This is a genomic window from Brooklawnia sp., assembly GCF_049651565.1.
Classification (GTDB): Bacteria; Actinomycetota; Actinomycetes; order Propionibacteriales; family Propionibacteriaceae; genus Brooklawnia.
The window spans coordinates 1-4,627 of record NZ_JBASCI010000146.1; the positions used below are offsets into that span (position 1 = coordinate 1).

Consider the following 4,627-nt stretch of genomic DNA (forward strand, 5'->3'; position numbering starts at 1 on the left):
AGCCAGCACGGCGCCGGCCAAGACGGGTCGGCCGCCGACGTCCCGGTGAGCGCCGACCCGAACACCCCGCTGACCAGGCACGTCGACCCGGTGCTGGCGCCGCTGGGTGACGAGCGGGTGCACCGCACCACCATCGCCGTCGAGGAGGTCACCCTTGAAGTGGCACCCGGGGTGTGGCAGCAGCGCTGGACCTACAACGGCGGGCCGGTCGGGCCCACCCTGCATGGCCGGGTCGGCGACACCTTCGAGATCACCCTGGTGAACGACGGCACGATGGGTCACTCGATCGACTTCCACGCCAGCGAGGTCGCTCCCGACGAGGTGATGCGGACGATCCCGCCGGGGGAGTCGCTGGTCTACACGTTCACCGCCGACCGGGCGGGCATCTGGATGTACCACTGCTCGACGATGCCGATGAGCGCGCACATCGCGGCCGGCATGCACGGTGCGGTGATCGTCGAGCCGGAGGGCGGGCTGCCCGAGGTCGACCGCAGCTACGTCGTCGTCCAGTCCGAGGTCTACCTCGGCGGCGGTGGCGCCGGCCCGGCTGACGCGTCCGAGGTGGACGCCGCCCAGGTCGCCACGGGTGAGCCCGACAAGGTGGTCTTCAACGGCATCGCCAACCAGTACGACCAGTTCCCGTTCACCGCCCGGGTCGGCGAACGCGTCCGGTTCTGGGTGCTGGCCGCCGGACCGAACCTGCCGAGCAGCTTCCACATCGTCGGCGGCCAGTTCGACACCGTCTACTTCGAGGGCGGCTACCGCCTTCGCCAGGGGGTTGACGCCTTCGGCCAGACCGGCGGCGGCGCCCAGGCGCTCGGCCTGCAGGCCGCCCAGGGCGGCTTCGTTGAACTGACCTTCCCCGAGGCGGGGCACTACCCGGTGGTGTCGCACATCATGAACGATGCCGAGCGCGGTGCGCACGGCATCGTGGAGGTCACCGACTCCAGCGGCTAGAAGACCCGGATGCCCCGCCCGTTGCGAATCGGGACGAAGTTCAGGATCAGGCCGACCACGATCAGGACCAGACCGATCGTCGTCAGCGGCAGACCGGTGTCGACCAGTAGACCGACAATGAGCAGAATCACTCCGAGTGCTACCACGGTTAGCTCCCTTTCGTTGACGTGGCCAGGTAGGCCTTCTGGCCATGTTGGCAGGGTTGAAACGCAGTCCGCACACCCTTTCCGGTGTGATCTTTATTCTTCAATCAACTATTAGACCCAGCTCAGCAAACGGTCGAACGCCTCATCGATCTGTTCGGCCGCCCCGGCGGTGCTGATCCGCATGTACCGCGACCCATCAGTGGCCGAAACCCGACCGGGACGCAGCGGTGCGAAGTCAACCCCCGGGGTGAGCGCCACCCCGATCTCGTCCAGCGCCCGCAGGCACCAGCCGAGCGAGTCGTCGGTCAGGTGGGAGATGTCCGGGTAGACGTAGAACGCACCGTCCGGCACCAGCGTGTCGCGCACCCCGATGTCGGGCAGCCGGCGCAGCACGAGGTCGCGATTGGCTCGGTACCTCGCCACGTGGGCGTCCAGTTCGACCCGGGCGTCCGGACTGAAGGCGGTCACCGCGGCCAGCTGGGACAGCGTCGGGGTCGACAGGTTGAGGTTGCCCAGCAGCAGTTCCACGTTTCGGACCAGTTCGGTGGGCACCACCAGCCAGCCGACCCGCCAACCGGTCATGCAGTAGTACTTGCTGAACGAACCGACCGCGACGTGCCGGTCGGAGCCCTGCAGCACCGACGCGGTCGGCCCGCCGAACGAGATGCCGTGGTAGATCTCGTCGCTGATCAGCAGGGTGCCGTGCCCGCTGCACCAGTCGGCGATGGCCGCCAGGCGTCCGGGCTCGATGATGGTGCCGGTCGGGTTCGCCGGGGACGCCACGATCAGCCCGGCCGGCGGCGCGGGCAGGGCGTCCAGCATCTCGACCGTCGGCTGGAAGCCGGTCTGCGGGCCGCAATCGAGGTCGACCACCTGGCAGCCGAGCGCTCCCAGCACGTTTCGGTAGGCGGGATAACCCGGCCGCGCCATCGCCACCGCATCCCCCGACTCGAAAGCGGCGAGCAGGATCGCGGTGAACGCCGCCGACGACCCGGTGGTCACCAGCACCCGCGCCGGGTCGACCTCGACACCGTAACCGGACGCGTAGTGCGCGCTGATCGCCGCACGCAGCGTCGGGATGCCGTTGGCGTCGGTGTACCCCAGCGGCGAGCCGGAGGCCAGGGCGTCGATGGCGGCCCGGCGCACCACGGCGGGTGCCCCGGCGGCCGGCTGCCCCAGGCAGAGCGAGATCACGTCCATCCCGGTCTGGCGCTTCTGGTTGGCCAGCTTCAGCAGTTCCATCGCGTAGAACGGCTCGACCCGGCCCCGGCTCGACACTCGCACACCCATGGGTGGATCATGCCACCCGCCCCTGACAACGCCGGCGGGAGACCGGTCCGTGGAGTGCTGCACACCTGCCGCACAGCCGCGCGGTTCCCGCTAGGCTGGGTGGCACTCCTTGCCGGATTTCCTCCCACGGCTGGTAGGATGCATCCCAAGGTCAGTTCGCAGCGCTGCGGAGGAGAGTGTCATGGCCCAGTGGATCAAAGCCCGCTGGAACGACTTCACGCACGCCTTCACAGGTTGGCTTGGCGTGACGCTTGCTGCGCTGATCGGTGTGATCCTCGGGGTCGGGTTCTTCACCTTCTTCTATGCCGGCACGTTGAGCTACTTCGGCAACGACCCGGCGACCTGCAACCAGTGCCACGCGATGAACGAGCAGTACAACGCGTGGCAGCGGGGCAGCCACCGCGACGTCGCCGGTTGCAACGACTGCCACGCCCCGCACGGCAACCTGATCGCCAAGTATGCGAACAAGGCGGAGAACGGCTTCATGCACTCGCTGAAGTTCACCTTGCAGAACTATCCCGAGAACATCCAGATACGCGAGCACAACCGGCGGGTGACAGAGGACGCCTGCGTGTACTGCCACAGCAACATCGTCGATCAGATCCAGAACGATTCCAACCACAGGGGCGAGACCCTTTCCTGCATCCGGTGCCACGACGGCGTGGGCCACATGAGGTGAACTGATGAGTACCAGCAATTCCCAGAACACTGACACCACCTGGACCGGCCCCCGCAAGCGGTGGGTACCCATCGTCGTGCTGATCGCCGTCGCGATCGCTGCCGCGGGGCTGACCTGGCTGCTGACGACGATCTTCGCGCACCGGCAGGAAGCCACCCAGCCGTTCACCCAGGTGGTCGAGATCACCGAGACCACCTACGACCCGGCGGTGTGGGGCCAGAATTTCCCGCTGCAGTACGAGGGGTTCAAGGCCACCGCCGAGATGGCCGAGGAGGACAAGGTCCCCAACGACCCGCCGAACACCGAGAACGACCAGCGCGGTGACTTCATCACCCACAGCAAGCTGGCGATGGAACCGCGGCTGGTCACCATCTGGCGCGGCTACGCCTTCTCGGTGGAGTACCGCGAACCGCGCGGCCACGAGTACATGCTGGTCGACCAGCAGTGGACGCACCGGCAGACCAACTTCAACCAGTCCGGCGCCTGCCTCAACTGCCACGCCTCGTTGCCCGAGATCGTCAACAACCTCGGCGACGGCGACCAGGCCGCCGGCTGGGCCGAGATGAACAAGCTGCCCTACGGCGAGGCCGTGCAGCACGCCGCCGGGCCGATCGCCTGCATCGACTGCCACGAACCCGAGACCATGGCGCTGCGGATCACCCGGCCGGCCTTCGTCGAGGGCATCAGGAACTTCAAGGCCAGCCAGGGCATCGAGAACTACGACGTCAACACCGACGCCACCAACCAGGAGATGCGGGCCTACGTCTGCGCGCAGTGCCACGTCGAGTACTACTTCAAGGGCGAGGAGAAGACCCTCACCTTCCCGTGGCACGAAGGCCTCACCGTCAACGACGCGATCGCCTACTTCGACGGGGTCGGCTTCAGCGACTTCGTGCACGCCGACACCCAGGCCAGCGTCATCAAGGCGCAGCACCCCGACTTCGAGACCTACTCCCAGGGCATCCACGCCGCCAACGGCGTGACCTGCGCCGATTGCCACATGTCCTACCAGCGGACCGGGGCGGCCAAGATCTCCGACCACCAGATCGCCAGCCCGATGCGTAGCGAGGAGACGATCAACCAGTCCTGCCTGACCTGCCACCACTCCACCGCTGAAGAGATGAACCAGCGGGTGGACGACATCCAGGCCCGTTGGCACGACGCCAAGAACGTCTCCTTCACCGCCGTGCAGGCGCTGATCGACGACATCGTGGCGGCGATGGACGAGGGCACCGTGACCGAGGACCAGCTGGCCGCGGCCCGCGACTTCCAGCGCAAGGCGCAGTACATCGTCGACTACACGGTGTCGGAGAACTCCTACGGCTTCCACGCACCGGCGTACTCCATTGCGATCCTCAACCAGGCGACCGACTACGCTCGTTCCGGACAGCTGGTGCTGCGGGGTATCGACGTCGAGAACGCCCGTGGGCCAGAGACCTACGACATCCCGCCGGTGGAGCCGCCGGCCTGATGCTGGACAGACCCCCAGGAACTGACATTGGATAACCACAGGACGAGGACCGCACATCCACAGGGCGCCGACGCAGAGCAACTC

General features: G+C 67.2%; 5 protein-coding genes. 3 read left to right on the forward strand and 2 right to left on the reverse strand.

Translation table 11 applies throughout. The annotated features are described in order from the left end of the window. A partial coding sequence (locus WBL05_RS06905) for a multicopper oxidase domain-containing protein (RefSeq protein ID WP_424224697.1) occupies window positions 1-957 on the forward strand: 957 nt, incomplete at its 5' end. Here WBL05_RS06905 and WBL05_RS06910 read toward each other — a convergent pair. After that, the gene (locus WBL05_RS06910) at window positions 954-1,103 is read right to left on the reverse strand and encodes a hypothetical protein (RefSeq protein WP_424224698.1); all 150 of its coding nucleotides are present in this window, start codon (window positions 1,101-1,103) and stop codon (window positions 954-956) included. The two genes, WBL05_RS06905 and WBL05_RS06910, sit on opposite strands and share 4 nt — an antisense overlap. 111 nt (window positions 1,104-1,214) lie before the next feature. Continuing rightward, complete coding sequence (locus WBL05_RS06915; RefSeq protein ID WP_424224700.1) at window positions 1,215-2,393, reverse strand: pyridoxal phosphate-dependent aminotransferase; 1,179 nt, start codon at window positions 2,391-2,393, stop codon at window positions 1,215-1,217. Window positions 2,394-2,574: 181 nt separating this feature from the next. On the opposite strand from WBL05_RS06915, the gene nrfH reads away from it, so the two are divergent. Together nrfH and WBL05_RS06925 are read left to right on the forward strand one after the other, a co-directional pair. Further along, window positions 2,575-3,072, forward strand: coding sequence for a cytochrome c nitrite reductase small subunit (nrfH, locus tag WBL05_RS06920; protein WP_424224702.1), 498 nt, complete (start codon window positions 2,575-2,577; stop codon window positions 3,070-3,072). A 4-nt stretch (window positions 3,073-3,076) separates the two neighbouring features. Next, the gene (locus WBL05_RS06925) at window positions 3,077-4,543 is read left to right on the forward strand and encodes an ammonia-forming cytochrome c nitrite reductase subunit c552 (protein WP_424224703.1); all 1,467 of its coding nucleotides are present in this window, start codon (window positions 3,077-3,079) and stop codon (window positions 4,541-4,543) included. Window positions 4,544-4,627 lie beyond the last annotated feature (84 nt).

Bases quoted from the DNA above. Each gene is read 5' to 3' on its own strand.
- WBL05_RS06915 (WP_424224700.1), bottom strand. From the start codon at position 2,393: ATGGGTGTGCGAGTGTCGAGCCGGGGCCGGGTCGAGCCGTTCTACGCG.
- WBL05_RS06925 (WP_424224703.1), top strand. From the start codon at position 3,077: ATGAGTACCAGCAATTCCCAGAACACTGACACCACCTGGACCGGCCCC.
- nrfH (WP_424224702.1), top strand. From the start codon at position 2,575: ATGGCCCAGTGGATCAAAGCCCGCTGGAACGACTTCACGCACGCCTTC.